Here is a 17,248-nt window from a genome sequence, read left to right on the forward strand (position 1 = left end):
GTTTAAAAGTGCTGAGTGCTAAGTAAAAATTACCTTGATACATTTAAGCTGCTTAATTGCTGGCTATTTGTCTACTGAAAATAATTATACTTTGAAATATTAATGTATCAAATTTAGCATTAAAAATATGGCAATAATTTTAATTTTTAGTGAGATAGAAATTATTAATCACAATCTTAATACGTACAATTATGGAAAATAATTTCTTTTGTCAATCAGGAATCATTTATCATAAGATTGCGTCTATACTGTCATAAAAATTCACTCCTAATAGATTTTCTGGCAATCTTCCTGATTTATTATTACGAGATTAGAGGACTTTTATAGTGGCTAACACTAGTCTGAATCAAGGACAAATGCTCATTAACTCTCCACAAAACGCGGTTGACATCAAACAACTTACGACAATTCTGTTTCACCGACGTTATCTGATATTGGGTATTTCCTGTGCAGTGATGTCAGTTGCGAGTATCCTTGCTCTCATTGCCAAACCAACTTACCAAAGCTCTATGCAAATACTGGTAAGTTCCAACCTATATGAAGGAGTACGCTCAAGTAATGTTCAGGGAAATCCAGAAAGCGAGTTTACAGATCCCAATTTTCAAGTAGTTGACTATACCGCTCAACTGAAACTGATGATGAGTACTAAGCTCATCCAAAAAGCTGTAGACTTGCTGCGTCCAACTTATCGAGATATTACCTTAGAAGATATTAAAGGCAAAAAAGAAAAAGGTGAAAAACCTCCTTTAGAAGTAGCGCAAATCGAGGGTGGTTCGGGTATTAATAAAATCCCTAGTCAGGTATTTGAAGTAACTTTCAAAGATAAAGATCCAATTAAAGCCCAAAAAGTTTTACAAGCACTACAAAATGTTTATCAAGATTACAACATAGAACAACAAAATGAGCGATTACACAAAGGACTTTCTTTTGTGAATGCGCGCCTCCCAGAAATTAAAAAAGAAGTCAGCCAATCAGAAAAAAATTTAGAAGCATTTCGTCGGCAGCATAATTTATTAGATCCAGAAGTTCAAAGCAAAATTCTTTTGGAATCTCTAGCTGATATTCAAAAACAGTTAGAAACTACTCGTGCTCAACTTCAAGATAATAGAGCGCGTCAAGCTAACCTAGAGCGAAAAATGGCTGCTTCCTCTCAAAATGCCATTATTTCCTCACGATTAAGCCAATCAACACGCTACCAAGGGCTACTAAATGAGATTCAAAAGACTGAATTGGCTCTAGCGCAGCAGCGACTACGTTATACAGAAAATTCTCCCGTTATCCAAAATCTGACACAGCAACGTCAAAGTCTACTAGCACTCTTACGCCAAGAAGCGGGAAGATCGGTAGGAGAAAAAGGGCAAAATGTAGCAAATACCCGCCAACCGCTATTAACTCAAGGGCAAATGGTAGGCGTTGACTTGAAGCTAGTAGAAGAGGTGATTCAGGTACAAACAACTTCATTAGGGCTAATTGCCAATGAAAAAAGTTTAGTTGAATCCGAACAACGGCTACGTTCTGAACTGAGTAAATACCCTGCCCTCATAGCCCAGTACAATCGTCTCCTACCAGAGGTGGAAACAAATCGCAAAACACTTGAGCAACTACTGCAAGCACAACAATCTTTAGGCTTAAAAATTGCTCAAGGCGGATTTGATTGGCAAGTTTTAGAAGCGCCCGATAAAGGCATGTATATGGGTAGCGGCAGAGTATTTCTCTTAGGTGGAGGAATAATTATTGGGCCGATTTTAGGGATAGTAGCAGCCCTCATTTGGGAAATGTTTCATGATGTCATCTATTCTGCCAGAGAATTACAACGCTTAACAAATTTAAGACTATTAGGAACAGTGCCAGGGCTAGGGGGACGTGCGAGAAAACGTTTAGCTAAACTACCTTGGGATAAGCAAGATAGAGCAGTTCCTTTAGTATTAGAAAGTAATCCCAGATTGCCATATCATGAAAATTTAGATATGGTCTATCAAAACATTCAAATAGCAAGATATCCCCAGCTTTTCCAATCGCTAATGTTGACTTCAACACTAGCAGGTGAAGGCAAAACAACTTTGTCTTTAGGGTTAGCTGTTAGTGCTGCTCATATGCATCGTCGGGTATTATTAATTGATGCTAACTTGCATAATCCTAGCTTGCACAAGATTTTAGAATTGCCAAATGATTGGGGCTTATCTCTATTATTAGAGGAAGAAGCTAATACCCCAGTCGCTGATTATATCCAACCAATTCATCCTGATATTGATGTTTTGACTGCTGGCCCCACACCAGAGGATACAGTCAAACTACTCAGTTCAGACCGGATGAAAGAGTTAATAGAATTGTTTGAGCAAACTTACGATTTAGTTTTAATAGATGCTCCAGCAATTTTAGACAATGTTGATGCCAGAATCGTTGCATCTGTATGCAGTGGAATTGTATTAGTAGGGCGTATTGGTCAGATTACCCAAAGTGAACTCATTCAAGCTAGAGAAATTTTGAGTAGGTTGAATTTGATTGGGATTATTGCTAATGATGCGAAGGATGCGCCAAGGGTTTAGGAATTGGGGATGGGGTAATGGGGAAAACACCAAACCCCTATGCTGCGGTAAACCTAGATTCTGTACACACCGCTTTTAAAGGTTTATCCCAATGTTCAATGGGTATTTGGGGTAAATAGGCGAAATCAAATAAAATGCCGATAGTTGGCTTGTTTTGCCATGCTGGTGAACTGAGGAGGCGATCATAATATCCGCCGCCATAGCCTAAACGGTAACCTTGATAATCGCAAGCAACGCTGGGGACAAGTATTAAATCTACCTCATCTGGATCTATTGGGGGTGTATCCGGGCGGGGTTCAATAATGCCATAGGTGCCAATTGCTACAGCATCTTTGGGAGTCCAACTATGCCAAAACATAGATTTACCAACGCAGCGCGGAAATCCCCAACGGTATTGCGGATGAGCAAATAGCAAACTAATATCGGGTTCTTGGCGAAAACTAAAATATGCCAGTATAGTTTTTGCTTGCGTAAAGAGGACAGAGGTTTGGAGTTGCTGACAGATGCGATCGCTTTTTTCTCTCCATTCTGTCATTGACATTGATTGACGTTTTTTTAAGAGAGTCCGACGTAGTTCCGTTTTTGCTGGAATGTCCACACTTTGAAGTTGTTGCTGGATTTGGGAAAATTGAGATGATGTCACAAAACAAACACGTAGGGCATACGCCCTACGTTCTAGATAGTTTTGGATATTGGGTTTCAACCCCTTACCCACAATAAATTGCTGGTATATTTTGGGTTAGTGTGGGTAATTATAGATTCATTATTTACTAAATGCTGCTAATTAAGTTATGCAGCATGTTGGCGGTACCATGCAATGGTATTCTTTAACCCTTGCTCAAAGCTAACTTGGGCTGTGAAATTAAAAGCTTGCTTTGCCCTTTCGGTATCCAAACAACGACGAGGTTGACCGTTGGGTTTGTCTGTTTCCCAAACAATTTCCCCGTCAAACTCCATCAATTCGCAAATCAGATTAATTAAATCCCGAATGGAGATTTCATAACCTGTGCCCAGGTTAACTGGTTCCGAGTCATTGTAGAATTGAGTACCCATAACAATGCCCCGTGCAGCATCTTCAGAATAGAGAAACTCACGGGTAGGACTACCATCACCCCAAACAGGTAGTTGCTTGTCGCCTTTGATTTGGGCTTCGTGGACTTTGCGAATTAAGGCTGGAATCACATGAGAACTTCCGGGGTCAAAGTTATCTTCTGGCCCGTATAAATTTACAGGTAGCAGGTAAACACCATTAAAGTTGTACTGCTGGCGGTAAGATTGCAGTTGAACTAAAAGGGCTTTCTTGGCTACTCCGTAGGGAGCATTGGTTTCTTCAGGATAGCCATTCCAAAGGTCATCTTCTTTAAAAGGCACTGGGGTAAATTTGGGATAAGCGCAGATCGTGCCAACACAGACGAATTTTTCTACTCCAGCTTGATAGGCTGCATGAATTAACTGGGTTCCCATAATCAAGTTGTCGTAGAACAACTCGGCGGGTTTTTCGCGGTTGAGGCCGATACCACCGACGTGCGCTGCTAAGTGGATGACGATATCTTGCTGATCGACTACACGTTGGTTGTTTTCCCAGACCCGTAGATCGCAATCACGCGATCGCGGTACTGTAATTTTTTGAAGATCTGCTCCTGCTTGACACAGCTGATCTACCACCTGACGACCTAGGAAACCCGACCCACCAGTGACGAGAATCCGTTTATTTTTTAATTCTAAGGCAGCCATATTTTTATCCTCAGCGACAGTTGAAATCAAAAGTGGAGCGCACCCAGTTGTTGACGAACAGTCGCAATATCATGGGGTACTGACGAACCATTGCCATTGGGAGAAGTGATACCTAATGCTTGGAGGTCTGCTTCTACCATTAATGCTACAAGTCCCTCAAAGGTAACTGATGGTGTCCAACCCAACTTTTGCCGTGCTTTGGTAGCATCACCAATTAATAACTCTACTTCCGCAGGGCGAAGATAGCGCTCATCAAACTCTACATAATCTTCCCATCGGAGATTTACATAACGAAATGCTAGCTCTAAAAATTCACGTACTGAGTGGGTTTCACCAGTAGCAATTACATAATCATCTGGTTGCTCTTTCTGCAACATTAGCCACATGGCTTTTACATAATCCTTGGCATAGCCCCAATCCCGTTTGGCATCAAGGTTACCCATATAAAGTTTTTTCTGTTTACCTGCAACAATTTGAGCAACGGCTCTGGTAATTTTACGGGTTACAAAAGTTTCGCCCCGCCGAGGTGATTCGTGGTTAAAAAGTATGCCATTACAAGCAAACAAAGAGTAAGATTCACGATAATTTACTGTTTGCCAGTGGGCATAAACTTTAGCACAAGCATAAGGACTACGGGGATAAAAAGGTGTGGTCTCGCTCTGAGGTACAGCTTGTACTAAACCATACATCTCCGAAGAACCAGCTTGGTAAAAGCGCACCTCAATTCCAGTACGCTGTTGGTAATCCCGAATGGCTTCCAACAAACGCAGTGTTCCCATACCTACTGCATCTACTGTGTATTCTGGTGAATCAAAGCTGACTCTGACATGGGATTGCGCGCCAAGGTTATAAATTTCTACTGGCTGTACTTCTTCTAAAATTCGGCGTAGGGTTGTCCCATCTGTCAAATCACCATAGTGAAGAAACAACCGCACCCCTTCTTTGTGAGGGTCTTCGTAAATGTGATCGATGCGGTCTGTGTTAAAGGTAGAAGTCCGGCGAATAATACCATGTACCTCGTAACCTTGCTCTAGCAAAAACTCACTCAGATATGAACCATCTTGACCAGTAATACCGGTAATTAATGCTCTTTTCTGCTGCGTCATGCTTAGGGATTCCTTTGTATATTTTGAGTAAAATAGTTACAGACTAACTGATACAAGCTAGCAGTTAATTGCTAAATTGCCTAATGGGAAACTACTAAATTCTGATTTAGCACGTAAATTTGTCTGTAAATGTATGTACTTAATTTATTAAGAATGTTAAGTAGTTTTACTAATTGAAGCTGAAAATTTTTACTTTTGTGTCTAAAGTTGCAAAAAATCTTTACCAAAACTTTATATAAACGAGAATTTTATTAAATATAAGTAAATTTCCTCTGGGGGCAGGAGCTGCCCCACAGAATATACTCTTAAGTATCGTTTCAGTAAGCCCCGTTATTTTTAGGCATAATGACAACATCAACTGTTTTCAAAATTATCCAGAGGTCGAGCCAAAAATTTCTAAATTTTACATAGTGTAAGTCTATTTGAACTCGCCTTGGATAAGGAATGTCATTGCGCCCAGAGACTTGCCATAACCCAGTGATTCCCGGTCGGATAGTTAAAATCTGATCGATATGACAACCGTATTTAGGAAGTTCTTCCGCTACTAAGGGTCGCGGCCCGACAACACTCATATCCCCTTTTAAGACATTCCAGAATTGGGGAAATTCATCTAAGCTAGTAATTCGCAAAAACCGCCCAATTTTTGTAATGCGGGGGTCTTGTTTTAGCTTAAAACTGCTCTCAAATTCTTGCCGCATCTGGGGGGATGTCTCCATCATTTGTACGAGCATTTCATCGGCATTGCTTACCATCGTGCGGAACTTAATACAATTAAAGGGTTTGTAGTTTTTACCAACCCTTTCCTGGACATAAAAAATCGGGCCTTCTGAACTCAAAGCGATCAGTAAGGCCAAGATTAAGTAAACCGGGAAAAATAAAATCAAAACCAACAACGAAAACACAATATCAAACAGTCGCTTGGCAAACTCTCCGTTTAAACCTTGAAAAGACAAACCTTTAGGTTTTAACCTAGGAGCCTTTTTCTGTTGACCACGTTTTGAGAAAGTACGACCAGACGCATTAGCATCTTGCCGTAGGCCTCGCTTGCCGGAGAGGAGTGAGCTCTGGGCAGTCATCATACTCCTTAACAATCCACACCACACATAGTCCCAATCTTAAAGCTAAAAGTAGGTGCTTCTGGGTTTAAATTTCCAAAAGCCTACAAAACAATTCAAAAAATCCTGACCATCACTCCCATGAAGGCGTTTTTTTGCTGCATCGCTCTACAAAATCTAGATAGCGATCGCCAAAAACCCGCCGAGAAAATTTACTAGCATGTGTTCGCAAATACTCAGGATTAAATTTGCCTTGATACATTTCAAACTTTTCTACTGCTGCTACTAAAGCAGCTTCTGTTTGTTCGTTAAATAAGATACCTGTTCCTGTATCGACCCAGGAATGAATATCTCTGACAGTTTCTAGTGCTCCCCCAGCACCGTAGGCAATGACTGGAGTCCCACAAGCTTGTGCTTCAACTAAGGCAATACCAAAATCTTCACAAGCTGCATACACAAATGCCTTGGCTTTGGCCATATATTTTGTTACTACATCATTCGGTTGCCATCCTAGTATTTGAATATTAGAATTTGCTATCTGGCGAAGATATTTCATTTGTGGCCCTGTACCAATTACTACCAATGGTTTTTTGAGCTGATTAAAAGCTTTGACAATTAAGGATACTTGTTTGTAACTCACTAAACGGGAAACTATTAGATAAAAATCTTCTTTGTCAGCCACAAATGGTAATTCTTCTACATTAACTGGCGGATAAATCACAGTTGATGTTCGCCGATAGCAGCGCCAAATTCGCCTGGCTGTATGCTGTGAATTGGCAATAAAATAATCAACGCGATTAGCTGTCAATACATCCCACTGACGCAAACGATGTAGTAAATATCGCGTTATCCATCCAGCTATACCATTCCCGACTTTGCTTTGTTGCAGATAATCAAAAGTTAAGTCCCAAGCATAACGCATGGGGCTGTGGCAATAACAAATATGTAATTGGTCGGGAGCAGTAATTACTCCTTTGGCGACAGCGTGGGATGAAGATAGAATTACGTCATATTGCCGCAAATCTAATTGTTCAATAGCCAGCGGTAACAAAGGTAAATATTTTTGTACACCATTGCGGGCATAGGGAAAGTTTTGCAGGAAAGTTGTGCCAATCTGACGTTGGTATAAATAACTTTCAGGATTTGTGGATTCAAAATTGATTAGCGCATATAAATCAGCATCTATATGCTCCAGAATTGCTTTTACAACTAATTCTGAACCGCCAGTGGCTTTAGGTGTCAGCCATTCATGAATCAGAGCATATTTTAAGGGCACAGCTAACGTGAATAAGTGGAAAATACTGAGGTAAATTAGTCAGATTAACCAAAAGGTTTTTCCTTGGGATTAAGGAAGAGAAAGCAATCCAGATGAAGTCGAAGACGCGATTCTCCAAAAACAGGTTCCAGAGCGATACTGTAACCTGATAACCTCAAATAGGGACTGGGGATTGGGGACTAGAGATTGGGGACTAGGGATTGGGGACTGGGGACTGGGACAACAGATTAAAGATGAGTTTTATAGTAGCCTCTAGCCCCTAAGCTTTAGCTCCTAAGTTCTAGCCTCTAACCCTTAGCTAGCCCCTGCATTATTAAAAGAGCTAAGAGGGGAATTCATGCGGATTTTGATTATAGGTGGTACTCGGTTCATTGGTGTTTATCTCACCCAACTGCTAGTAGAACAAGGACATGAGGTGGTGCTGTTCAATCGTGGTAATCGTCCTGCACCATCTTTACAGGGAGTAGGACAAATTATAGGCGATCGCACTGACGCTACGCAGTTAAAGGCGAAGTTATCACAGGAAAATTTTGATGTCATTTTTGACAATAATGGGCGGGAACTTGCTGATACTCAACCATTGGCAGAAATTTTTCAAGGCCGTGTACAACATTTTGTGTATATGAGTTCTGCTGGAGTATATCTCAAATCTGACCAAATGCCTCATGTGGAAGGTGATGCTGTAGATCCCAAAAGCCGTCATCGGGGTAAGCATGAAACAGAGGCTTACTTAGCTGAATTGGGAATACCTTTTACCTCAATTCGCCCCACCTATATTTATGGGCCGCGTAACTATAACGATTTGGAAAGCTGGTTTTTTGATAGAATTGTCCGCGATCGCCCTATTCCCATTCCGGGAAATGGCTTGTATATTACGCAGCTAGGTCACGTAAAGGATTTAGCAAGGGCTATGACTCAGGTTGTGGGTAATCAGCAGGCCATAGGGCAAATTTACAATGTATCAGGCGATCGCTTTGTCACTTTTGATGGTTTAGCCCGTGCTTGTGCACAAGCGGCTGGTAAATCCCCTGATGCAGTCAAAATTGTCCATTACGACCCGAAAAAGTTTGATTTTGGCAAGCGCAAAGCTTTTCCCATGCGGGGACAACATTTTTTTGCCTCGGTAAATAAGGCTCAGAGTGAATTAGGTTGGAAACCTGAATATGATTTAATTTCTGGGCTAAATGATTCATTGGAAAATGATTATTTAGTATCTGGACGAGACAAAGCAGAAATTGATTTTTCTGTAGATGAAGAAATTTTACAAGCTTTGTGACCCAGAGATAAACTACAAATCACATCAATAGTGCTGAGTGAAAAGTTCTGAGTTATCAGTTAAAAGATTGTACAATGTAAACTTTTAAAGTGCTGATTTCCTTTACTGAATGCGGTTTCCCACTTTTAACTCAGGACTCAGCACTTAGTACTCAACCTACGCGTCTTCTGATGCGAATTATTACAATATTGATGACATAAATATTTTCTACAATTATGCCTACTTTATTAGTTACCGGAGGAGCCGGATTTATTGGAGCGAATTTTATTCTCCAAGCAATCAAGTCACAATGGGCTAATGTAGTTAATTTAGATAAATTAACTTACGCTAGTAACCTTCAAACTTTAGCCGAAATAGCAATTAATCCTAACTATCATTTTATTCAAGGTGATATTGGTAATGTTGAGTTAGTCAGTTACCTTTTAGAAGAATATCAACCAGATGCAATTATTAATTTTGCAGCAGAAAGTCATGTTGATCGCTCAATACTTAGTCCTCATGACTTTATCCAAACTAATGTAGTCGGGACGTTTCAATTATTAGAAGCGAGTAGACTGTACTGGCAAAAACTTTCATCAACAAAACAACAGCAATTTCGATTTTTGCACGTCTCTACAGATGAAGTATACGGCTCTCTCCAGCCTCAAGATCCAGCTTTTCGGGAAGATACTCCCTATGCGCCTAATAGTCCCTATGCTGCATCAAAAGCTGCTTCTGACCATTTTGTGCGGGCTTATTATCACACCTATGGACTACCAACTTTAACAACTAATTGCTCAAATAATTACGGCCCGCGTCAGTTCCCAGAAAAACTGATTCCTTTAACTATCTTGAATGCTTTAGATAGTAAACCACTCCCTATATATGGAGATGGTCAAAATGTTCGTGACTGGCTTTATGTGATAGACCACTGTGAAGCTATTTATCTTGTATTACAGCAAGGTAAAGTAGGTGAAACTTATAATATTGGTGGTTTAAATGAACAAGCTAATTTAACAGTTGTAGAAAAAATTTGTGCAATTTTGGATGAGTTAGCGCCCAAATCTAACTTTCATCATTCTTCTCTAATTACTTTTGTTAAAGACCGTCCTGGACATGACCGGAGATATGCAATTGATTGTAGTAAAATCAGCCGTGATTTAGGTTGGCAACCTCAAGAAAACTTTGATAGTGGTTTATTAAAAACAGTCCAATGGTATCTCAATAACTGTGATTGGGTAAATCAAGTGCGTTCTGGTGATTACCAAAACTGGTTAAAACAAAACTATGAAAATAGAAAATTATAATTAGGTCGGCGAAATTAAATATAACTGGCGGAGGCTGTCATTAGTTATTTGTCATTTGTCATTAGTAACATCAGTTCAGTTTGGATAAAACCACAATCCAACATCTAAAATCTAAAATTATTATGAAAGGTATTATCTTAGCAGGTGGCTCTGGTACACGTCTTTATCCTCTGACATATGCTGTTAGTAAACAACTGATGCCAGTGTACGATAAGCCCATGATTTACTATCCCTTATCTGTATTAATGCTGGCAGGGATTCGGGAGATTTTAATTATTTCTACACCTAATGATTTACCATTATTTGAGAAAATCTTAAAAGATGGTAGCCAGTGGGGTCTGCAGTTTAGTTATGTCGCACAACCTCGTCCCGAAGGATTAGCTCAAGCGTTTATTTTAGGCAAAGATTTTATTGCTAACGAGCCAGTATGCTTAATTTTAGGTGATAACATTTTTTATGGGCATGGTTTAACAGAAGTTTTAGCTAGAGCTGCTAACCTGCAAGCAGGCGGATTAGTATTTGGGTATCAAGTAAAAGACCCCAGTCAATATGGAGTAATTGAATTTGATAGCAATGGACGGGCAATTAGTATAGAAGAAAAACCCTTAAGTCCCAAGTCTAAATATGCTGTTCCTGGGATATATTTTTATGATTCACAAGTAGGAGAAATTGCTGCTAATCTCAAACCTTCAGCCCGTAATGAATTAGAAATTACTGATTTGAATACAGTTTATTTGCAACAAAATCAACTGCAAGTAGAACTTTTGGGACGTGGATATGCTTGGCTAGATACAGGAACTCATGAATCACTACATCAGGCTGGTAACTTTATCCAAACACTAGAAGAAAGACAAGGTCTAAAAATAGCTTGTATTGAAGAAATTGCCTATCTTAAAGGATATATTGACTCAAACCAACTGCAACATTTAGCTGAACCGATGGCGAAGAGTAGTTATGGACGTTACTTGATGTCAATTTTAGAAAATGACCAAATTTATCCCACTATGGAGCAGCAAAATCAATTAGACAAATTAGATGATAGTATACCTATTGCTTCATACTATACGCCTTTATCTTTCAATAAATTTTCTGGTTAACTGAGGTGACGATAATGCAAATTACCAAGACAGAAATTCCTGATTTACTAGTCATAGAACCGCAATTATTTGGAGATGAGCGCGGTTTTTTTTATGAAAGCTATAACGAGAAAGTTTGGCGAGAAAAAGTAGGAATTAATGAGCATTTTGTCCAAGACAATCATTCTCGTTCTGGCAAAAATATCTTGCGTGGTTTGCATTATCAAATTCAGCAGCCTCAAGGTAAATTGGTGCGAGTAGTTCTAGGAAAAGTATTTGATGTAGCAGTAGATTTAAGAAAAAGCTCTAAAACTTTTGGTCAATGGGTAGCTACAGATTTAACAGCCGAAAATAAACGTCTGCTTTGGATACCACCAGGTTTTGCTCATGGCTTTTTAGTACTTTCTGAATATGCAGAATTTTTGTATAAAACTACAGAATATTACGCACCTCAACATGAACGCACTATTTTGTGGAATGACCCTGATTTAGCGATCGCCTGGCCAATTGCAGCCGAGCCAATTTTATCGGCTAAAGATAAAGCTGGTAAGTTGTTTCGAGACGCAGAGGTATATGCATGAGAATCTTATTGACGGGGGTAACTGGACAAGTCGGTTGGGAATTGCAACGCACCCTCATGACTTTAGGTGAAATCATAGCTGTAGAACGTAGCGCCAGTCATCCCAGTTTACAAATAGATTTAGCACAACCTGAAACGATTCGCCGCCTCATTAGAGATATCAAACCAGATTTAATTATCAATCCAGCAGCTTACACAGCAGTAGATAAAGCAGAATCAGAACCAGATTTAGCAATGGCAATTAATGGAATTGCACCAGGTATCATCGCTGAAGAAGCAAAGCGAATAGGTGCAGTTGTAATTCACTATTCCACAGATTATGTATTTGATGGCAATAAAACTACTGCATATACTGAGCAAGACCGACCAAATCCCCAAAATATATACGGTAAAACAAAACTAGTCGGAGAACAGGCGATCGCATCTGTTGGCGTACCGCATTTAATTTTACGTACAAGTTGGGTTTATAGCCGACGCGGAAAGAATTTTTTACTCACGATGTTAAGGCTAGCTCAAGAACGAGAAGAAATTCGAGTTGTGGAAGACCAAATTGGCGCACCTACATGGAGTCGCATGATTGCTGAAGCTACATCTCAAATTATTTCTCAAGGTTCACAAAATATATCTGAATTTTTAGCAGCTAAAGGTGGAATATATCATTTAACTGCCAGTGGTAAAACTAGCTGGTATGGATTTGCCAAAGCAATTTTTGAACTTGAGGATAAAAAAAGCGATCGCAAACTGCAAAGGTTGATTCCAATTCCCTCCCAAGAATATCCCACACCAGCCACCAGACCAGCTTATTCTTTATTAGATAGTCAAAAATTATCTGATAATTTTGGATTGGTTTTACCAGATTGGCAAAGGAGTTTAGAGTTAGTAATGGTTAAAAATAACAGCTAAATAGAGTTTTAGAATAATCATCAAGCAATTTGAAGCGTGCTAGGTTCAGGGATAGACTCACCTTCTGCTTGCCAACCTTCCAAGTACATTTCTATTACTTCCTCGCCATTACGAATTGCTTCCTCACGAGTTTTGCCGTGAGTACAAGGCATAATCACGCGATCAGCAAACTCTGGGATTGTTACTAGAAAAAGCTGATCTTCATCAGACCATTGAATAATCATGCTGTATCGACTCATCATAACTACTGGCTGAAATGCGATCGCAACTTACACAATAGTACAAGAACAGGCGATCGCTCTCACTTTAGTTATGCAACGCAAGCATTTTAAACGCTACCTACTGATATTCTGGGCGACAGTTTTAGCTGTCTGGGTAACTATCATTCCTGCTAGGATAGCGATCGCTTCTTACCAAGCTCCCATACCACAGGCAATTTTTGTCCTGGGAGGTAATTTAGAGCGGATGGAGTTTGCAGCTAAGTTTTGGCAGGTTCACCAGAATTTAAATATTTGGGTTTCTGATTTTGAATCTGGTCTTGATTTAAATCGCAGCATTTTAGAAAAATTTGGGGTTCCCAAAGAACGCTTACGTTTGGATGGCCGCGCTACAGATACAGTAACTAATTTCACGACACTGGTCGGAGATTTTGCTCGCCAGAAGTTACAGCATCTTTATCTGGTTACATCGGATTATCACATGAGACGAGCCAGAGCGATCGCAACTATTGTTTTAGGTAGCCGGGGAATTACAGTCACCCCAATCGCAGTACCTTCAAAATTATACCGAGCAGAATCACTGCAGCGAGTCTTGCGAGATTGCGCGCGATCGCTCTTGTGGATTTTTACTGGCAAAAGTGGGTCAAGTTTAAATCCTCACCTTGATAGGTAAAGTTTGGTAATGAGTAATGAGTAATGGGTAATGAGTAATGAGTAATGAGTAATGAGTAATGAGTAATGAGTAATGAGTAATGAGTAATGGGAATTTCTCCCTCATCTCCCTTGTCTCCCCAGTACCCAATCCCCAGTCCCCAATCCCCAACCTCACGATTTCACAGCCTGAACAGGTGGCATATTCAAATCTTTAGCTAAACCAACTGTTTTTAAACACCAAATAGCCCACCAAGTGATGTCAATTTCCCACCAGCGCCAGCCACACTTAACGACATGGGGATATGCATGATGATTGTTGTGCCATCCCTCGCCGTAGGTGAGAATAGCTGCCCACCAGAGATTACGGGAGTTATCGTTGATTTCAAAGGTGCGGTATCCCCACATATGGGTGACTGAGTTAATCAGCCAGGTTGTGTGCCAGAGAACAACGGCTCTGACAAATACGCCATACACGACAAAAGACCAACCACCCAATGCATACAGCAACAACGCTACTGGTAGTTGTAGTAATAAAAAGTTGCGATTTAGCCAGCGATAAAAGGAATCGCGTACTAAATCAGGTGCAAATCGCTGGTAGTAGTCATAATTGAAGAACTCTGCACGGGGATAGAAAATCCACATCATATGACTCCACCAAAAGCCTTTGCGGGCGGAGTAAGGATCTTTTTCCTCGTCTTCAGTATGAGCATGGTGCAAACGGTGTCCAGCCGCCCAAAAGATAGGCCCACCTTGTAATGATAGGGCACCTAAAATTGCGATCGCATATTCTAAAAATCTCGGCACTTTAAAGCTGCGATGGCTTAAAAGCCGATGATAGCCTAAGCAAACGCCAATACTACCAAATAACCAGTGTAGGAAAAGAGCAACGCCTACAGCAGACCAAGAAAAAAACCAGGGAGCCAAAAAAGCCAATGCATGAATAGCTCCAAAAAATAGCACACTCAGCCAATCAAGACGCAAAGGTTGGTCTTTCTCCGGCAAATTTTGTAAATTTAATCTCACGAATACTTTCCTCAACCACGAAATATAGGGGACTGGGGACTGGGGACTGGGGACTGGGGAGATAAGGGAGATGAGGGAGATGAGGGAGATGAGGGAGATGAGGGAGATGAGGGAGAAATTCCCATTACTCATTACTCATTACTCATTACTCATTACTCATTACCTATTACCCATTACCAATTACCAAATTTCTAAATACTGTAATCCAGCACTACCTCTTGTACTGCATCACTACGATGAGTATGTTCTGTGCTACCAACTTTATTTTGGCGAGTAATTAAATCGAAAATATGCTCGCCAACTACTGCTTTAACATCTGCTTCTAGCTCATGAACAAGATTTGCATTTAAAGTAAAAGCATGGTTTGCTTCGTCTACAATTTTAAGAATCATCGACTCATCTACAGGCAAAGAATTTAAAGCTTGACGGTATTGTTCTTTAAATATCCGCTTAGTTTCAGGGGTAGGAATTTGGTCAAATTCATAAATAGCAGTACCCTGAACCGTAGGTAAATCCATTGCTGAACGAGCAATTTTTCTCAATGCTTGCCCACCTGATAAATCTCCCAAATAGCGGGTATAGGAATGGGCAATCAACAACTCTGGTTGGGTATTTGCTACTTCATGAATGCAATCAACATATTCTTGAGTAGCCCTAGAAGGAACTATCAGCTTCCGCCAGTTTTCACCATAATAGAAAGCTAAATCTTTCTCTAAATTTGCTTGACGATTCAGTTCTGGGAAATACATTAAACCCACAAGTGGATGGTACTGATGGCGTTTTAATTCTGCTTCTAAAGCGCTGTAAATGAAGTAGAGATTCGCTAGGAATTTGCGAAAAAAGCTCTTTTCTACAATTCCTTGGAGAAAGCATTTCATAAACGCGGTATTTTCTGCACTGGTGTGAGAATGTTTAGTACCTTCTCGCAAGCGCATATCTAAATAGCTGCTCATAATAAATGCCCATGAAGAGAAAATTAGGACTTATATAAATTCGTAATTCGTAATACCCTGCGGGAAGCGCAAAGCGCTACGTAATTCGTAATTTGCAATTTAAAAAGTCCGATTTTATTGGGGAAATATTTTTCTTTCTTCCCCTGCTCCCTGCCCCTCTGCTTTTTTAGTTACAATTCCCTTAGCTAACAGTTTTACTCGCCCAATCTTGAGGTTGCAAAAAGATTTCGGTGAGTTGTGCTTCTGGTGAATCGGGTTCTGGTTGGTAGCAATATTCCCAGCGTGTGAGTGGTGGTAGGGACATTAATATAGATTCGGCCCTACCATCGGTTTGCAGCCCGAAAACGGTTCCTCTGTCGTACACCAAGTTAAATTCTACGTAACGACCGCGACGGTATAGTTGGAATTGGCGTTGGCGATCGCTATATTCAGTGTCTTGTCGTCGATTTACAATTGGCAAATAAGCAGGTAAAAATGCTTTACCGCAGCTTTGCACAAAGGCAAATAAATCTTCCCAATTACGTGTAACTTTTCCTACTTGCTGACTGTAGAGTGCGGCTGGAGTGTCTGTCTGGGAGGTCACATACAGGTTACCGCTACCATCTTGATAGTCAAAGAATATACCACCAATCCCTCTTTGTTCTTGGCGATGGCGCAAGTGGAAGTATTCATCACACCAGAGTTTGAAGACTGGATAATACTCTGGATGGTGTCGATCGCAAGCAGCTTTGTATGTTTGGTGAAAATGAATCGCATCCTCTGCAAAGGGATAGTAAGGTGTTAAATCTGCGCCGCCACCAAACCACCAAATTGGGCCTGCTTCAAAGTAGCGATAGTTGAGGTGTACCGTTGGTACGTAAGGATTGCGAGGATGCAGCACCATCGAGGTTCCAGTGGCAAAAAACTGATGTCCGGCTGCTTCTGGGCGTTGAGTCAAAATCGAAGGAGGTAAGGTATCGCCCCAAACTTCCGAAAAGTTGACACCACCTTGTTCAAACACTCGCCCTTCCCGAATCACACGGGTACGTCCTTCACCACCAGCTTTGCGTTCCCACCTGTCTTCATGAAATTTGGCTTCGCCATCCAGTTGTTCTAAGCCTCTGCAAATTTCATCTTGGATGTTTTGCATAAACTGCTTCACCCGTTCGCGTGAATCTGCGGGTGGTACGTTCGCTGCATTAACAGCAGGTGTTAGCACTACTGTGTGATTGATGGTTTCCTGAGAACGATTGTCTGAATGACGACCCATACTGAATCTCTCTTCAACTCTTAGTAAGCCTGATTACTTTCTTGAATTACTTTATAGTTATTGAGTTATTTTATTACAGGTCGGTTGAAAAACTTAACAAATGGAATGGGGAATGGGGAATTGGGCATTGGGCATTGGGCATTGGGCATTGGGCATTGGGTGTTTGCTATTTCCCCTCATCTCCCAGTACGGTGTGTTATGCCGTAGGCTAACGCACCGAGAGGTTTTGGCGGTGTTGGGTTACAGTGTGGTGCGTTGCGCTGCGCGACAACACACCCTACCAATTTCGAGTCCCCAGTCCCCAATCCCTAAT

At 40.6% G+C, this 17,248-nt stretch carries 18 protein-coding genes; 7 read left to right on the forward strand and 11 right to left on the reverse strand.

The annotated features are described in order from the left end of the window. Window positions 1-326: 326 nt before the first annotated feature. Window positions 327-2,546 (forward strand): GumC family protein, encoded by a 2,220-nt coding sequence (locus tag HGR01_RS01685; RefSeq protein ID WP_194007794.1) that lies wholly within the window; start codon window positions 327-329, stop codon window positions 2,544-2,546. Window positions 2,547-2,583: 37 nt separating this feature from the next. On the opposite strand, the gene HGR01_RS01690 is transcribed toward HGR01_RS01685, so the two are convergent. From HGR01_RS01690 to HGR01_RS01710, 5 genes are all read right to left on the reverse strand, one after another. Beyond that, a complete protein-coding gene (locus HGR01_RS01690) occupies window positions 2,584-3,087 on the reverse strand; it encodes a 5-formyltetrahydrofolate cyclo-ligase (RefSeq protein WP_045870136.1) in 504 nt (167 codons plus the stop codon). A gap of 248 nt (window positions 3,088-3,335) precedes the next feature. Continuing rightward, entirely contained in the window at window positions 3,336-4,280 is a 945-nt protein-coding gene (locus HGR01_RS01695) for a GDP-L-fucose synthase family protein (RefSeq protein WP_045870007.1), read from the reverse strand. Between the two features lie 26 nt (window positions 4,281-4,306). After that, window positions 4,307-5,386, reverse strand: a complete 1,080-nt coding sequence (gmd, locus tag HGR01_RS01700) for a GDP-mannose 4,6-dehydratase (RefSeq protein ID WP_045870008.1) — start codon at window positions 5,384-5,386, stop codon at window positions 4,307-4,309. A 317-nt stretch (window positions 5,387-5,703) separates the two neighbouring features. Continuing rightward, window positions 5,704-6,462: a sugar transferase gene (locus tag HGR01_RS01705; protein ID WP_045870009.1), complete on the reverse strand. Its 759-nt coding sequence runs from the start codon at window positions 6,460-6,462 to the stop codon at window positions 5,704-5,706. Between the two features lie 112 nt (window positions 6,463-6,574). Continuing rightward, on the reverse strand, window positions 6,575-7,717 hold the full coding sequence (locus HGR01_RS01710) for a glycosyltransferase (protein WP_045870010.1): 1,143 nt from the start codon (window positions 7,715-7,717) through the stop codon (window positions 6,575-6,577). Window positions 7,718-8,054: 337 nt separating this feature from the next. Between HGR01_RS01710 and HGR01_RS01715 the strand changes: the two genes are divergently transcribed. The 5 genes from HGR01_RS01715 to rfbD all read left to right on the forward strand — a co-directional run bounded on the left by HGR01_RS01715 (window position 8,055) and on the right by rfbD (window position 12,838). Further along, the gene (locus HGR01_RS01715; RefSeq protein ID WP_045870011.1) at window positions 8,055-8,993 is read left to right on the forward strand and encodes an NAD-dependent epimerase/dehydratase family protein; all 939 of its coding nucleotides are present in this window, start codon (window positions 8,055-8,057) and stop codon (window positions 8,991-8,993) included. A gap of 215 nt (window positions 8,994-9,208) precedes the next feature. Further along, entirely contained in the window at window positions 9,209-10,279 is a 1,071-nt protein-coding gene (gene rfbB, locus HGR01_RS01720) for a dTDP-glucose 4,6-dehydratase (protein WP_045870012.1), read from the forward strand. 122 nt (window positions 10,280-10,401) lie between these two features. Then, window positions 10,402-11,376 (forward strand): glucose-1-phosphate thymidylyltransferase RfbA, encoded by a 975-nt coding sequence (rfbA, locus tag HGR01_RS01725; RefSeq protein ID WP_045870013.1) that lies wholly within the window; start codon window positions 10,402-10,404, stop codon window positions 11,374-11,376. Between the two features lie 14 nt (window positions 11,377-11,390). Then, entirely contained in the window at window positions 11,391-11,936 is a 546-nt protein-coding gene (gene rfbC / locus HGR01_RS01730) for a dTDP-4-dehydrorhamnose 3,5-epimerase (protein ID WP_045870014.1), read from the forward strand. Continuing rightward, the gene (rfbD, locus tag HGR01_RS01735) at window positions 11,933-12,838 is read left to right on the forward strand and encodes a dTDP-4-dehydrorhamnose reductase (protein WP_045870015.1); all 906 of its coding nucleotides are present in this window, start codon (window positions 11,933-11,935) and stop codon (window positions 12,836-12,838) included. The genes rfbC and rfbD overlap by 4 nt, the downstream gene beginning before the upstream one ends. A 20-nt stretch (window positions 12,839-12,858) precedes the next feature. On the opposite strand, the gene HGR01_RS01740 is transcribed toward rfbD, so the two are convergent. After that, a complete protein-coding gene (locus HGR01_RS01740; RefSeq protein WP_045870016.1) occupies window positions 12,859-13,077 on the reverse strand; it encodes a type II toxin-antitoxin system HicB family antitoxin in 219 nt (72 codons plus the stop codon). Window positions 13,078-13,150: 73 nt separating this feature from the next. Here HGR01_RS01740 and HGR01_RS01745 point away from each other — a divergent pair, with 73 nt between their 5' ends. Next, entirely contained in the window at window positions 13,151-13,729 is a 579-nt protein-coding gene (locus HGR01_RS01745) for a YdcF family protein (RefSeq protein WP_045870017.1), read from the forward strand. Here the strand turns inward: HGR01_RS01745 and HGR01_RS01750 are convergent. From HGR01_RS01750 to HGR01_RS01770, 5 genes are all read right to left on the reverse strand, one after another. Further along, entirely contained in the window at window positions 13,706-13,858 is a 153-nt protein-coding gene (locus tag HGR01_RS01750) for an alpha/beta hydrolase (RefSeq protein WP_168160966.1), read from the reverse strand. The genes HGR01_RS01745 and HGR01_RS01750 overlap by 24 nt on opposite strands. Before the next feature lie 23 nt (window positions 13,859-13,881). After that, window positions 13,882-14,733, reverse strand: coding sequence for an acyl-CoA desaturase (locus HGR01_RS01755; RefSeq protein ID WP_045870018.1), 852 nt, complete (start codon window positions 14,731-14,733; stop codon window positions 13,882-13,884). 191 nt (window positions 14,734-14,924) lie between these two features. Next, the gene (locus tag HGR01_RS01760) at window positions 14,925-15,686 is read right to left on the reverse strand and encodes a heme oxygenase (biliverdin-producing) (protein ID WP_045870019.1); all 762 of its coding nucleotides are present in this window, start codon (window positions 15,684-15,686) and stop codon (window positions 14,925-14,927) included. Between the two features lie 181 nt (window positions 15,687-15,867). After that, window positions 15,868-16,935, reverse strand: coding sequence for an oxygen-dependent coproporphyrinogen oxidase (gene hemF, locus HGR01_RS01765; RefSeq protein ID WP_045870020.1), 1,068 nt, complete (start codon window positions 16,933-16,935; stop codon window positions 15,868-15,870). Between the two features lie 176 nt (window positions 16,936-17,111). Then, complete coding sequence (locus HGR01_RS01770) at window positions 17,112-17,240, reverse strand: hypothetical protein (protein WP_255325194.1); 129 nt, start codon at window positions 17,238-17,240, stop codon at window positions 17,112-17,114. Between the last annotated feature and the right edge of the window lie 8 nt (window positions 17,241-17,248).

It is taken from the genome of Tolypothrix sp. PCC 7712 (assembly GCF_025860405.1).
In the GTDB taxonomy this organism is placed as follows: Bacteria; Cyanobacteriota; Cyanobacteriia; order Cyanobacteriales; family Nostocaceae; genus Aulosira; species Aulosira diplosiphon.